A 1,441-nucleotide genomic window follows, 5' to 3' on the forward strand; every position below is an offset into this window, starting at 1 on the left:
GATGACCGTGTGCTCCCGCCCGCCGAGCCGGAGCGTCCGGGGGGGGCGCGGGATTGCGGGGCCCCCCCCCCCCCCGGGGGGCCGCCGCCGGCCCCCCCGCCCGCCCCCCCCCCCGCGGCAGCCACCCGAGCACGAGCACCGCTCCGGCGAGGTTGAAGAGCGCGTAGCCGAGCCGGTAGGGGGTGCTGTAGCCGAGCAGCAGCCGGACCGCCTCGGCGACGAGCAGCCCGGCGAGCCCGGCCGCCGCCAGGCCCGCCCATACGTTCGGGCGCCTGGTCAGGTGGCCCGCCAGGCCGAGCAGCGGCCCGCCGGTCAGCGCCACCGCGAGCCAGAAGGCCCAGAGGGTCCCGCGCAGGTCCGAGGTCAGGCCGAGGACGGTGAGGTAGAAGGCGCAGACCATGCCCGTCAGGAAGGCGGCGGCGTGGACGGCGGCGGCCTCGGGCGCGTCCGCCCGGCGGCCGATCCACCCGGCGCCCACCACCCACACCCCGGCGAAGATCGCGAGGAGGTGGAAGGGGCGATGGAAGATCGCGAGCTCCGTCGTCGCGCCGGACAGCGCTCCGAGGGCCAGAAGGACGCCTGCTCGTCGGATCATGCGCCCAGTCTCGGCCCCCGGCCGGCCCGGGGGCATCACCGCGCAGAGTGATGTCGGGCGGCGCCCGGTCGCCGTCCCGCACCCTCGACGGCGGCGCCGCCCGTCCCCGGACCGGCGTCTCAGGGGTCCCGCTGGGCGGACCGGAGCCGTTCGGTGAAGATGTGGTTGCGGTCGGCGCGGCTGCCGGGCGTGCGGCCGCGCCCCCAGCCGACGACGCGGCGGTACTCGCCGAACGCCCCGGCCAGGGCCGCCTCGTCGGTGTGCGGTGAGCCCGCCGGGGCCGGTCCGCTGAACGGCGCGACGTACAGCGCGTCGGCCGGGCAGTGGGCCTCGCACATGAAGCAGGTCTGGCAGTCGCCCTGCCTGGCGATCACCGGCAGGCCGTCGGGACCGCGGTCGAACACGTCCGTCGGGCAGACCTTGACACAGACGTCGCACTTGACGCAGCGCGCCGCGCTCACGACCTCGATCACGCCGGCACCTCCAGGGGCTCCGCGGCCGTCCACGGATCGTCGAGGCCGCCGGTCAGCAGGCGGTGCTCGAACCGCGGCAGGGTGGGGAGGCCCTCCAGCCGGTGCAGGCCCCGGGACTCCTCGCGCGCCAGCGCGGCGCGGTAGCACCAGCGGGCGTGCGCGGCCATCGCCGCCGCCGACCGCGCCCGGAGGCGCTCGCGGCCCGTCCCGGCGACGCCCTCGGACGTGACGCGGTCCCACAGCGCGTCCAGCGAGGCCAGGGAGCGGCGGAGCCCGGCGCGCGTCCGGAAGAGGTTGCGGTCGAGCGGCAGCATCTCCGCCTGCACCGCCCGGACGACCTCCGCCGCGTCGAGCCGGCCGGGCCGGAGACCGG

2 protein-coding genes and 1 pseudogene are annotated in these 1,441 nt (G+C 78.0%); all 3 read right to left on the reverse strand.

The annotated features are described in order from the left end of the window. A partial coding sequence (locus ABZ914_RS51315) for a DUF6518 family protein (RefSeq protein ID WP_500201808.1) occupies positions 1-595 on the reverse strand: 595 nt, incomplete at its 3' end. 119 nt (positions 596-714) lie between these two features. Beyond that, the gene (locus tag ABZ914_RS51320; RefSeq protein ID WP_500201809.1) at positions 715-1,068 is read right to left on the reverse strand and encodes a 4Fe-4S dicluster domain-containing protein; all 354 of its coding nucleotides are present in this window, start codon (positions 1,066-1,068) and stop codon (positions 715-717) included. Then, positions 1,065-1,441, reverse strand: a pseudogene (locus ABZ914_RS51325) (pyridine nucleotide-disulfide oxidoreductase); the annotation flags it as partial. The gene ABZ914_RS51320 and the pseudogene ABZ914_RS51325, both read right to left, overlap by 4 nt.

The organism is Spirillospora sp. NPDC046719 (assembly GCF_040645715.1).
Classification (GTDB): domain Bacteria; phylum Actinomycetota; class Actinomycetes; order Streptosporangiales; family Streptosporangiaceae; genus Spirillospora.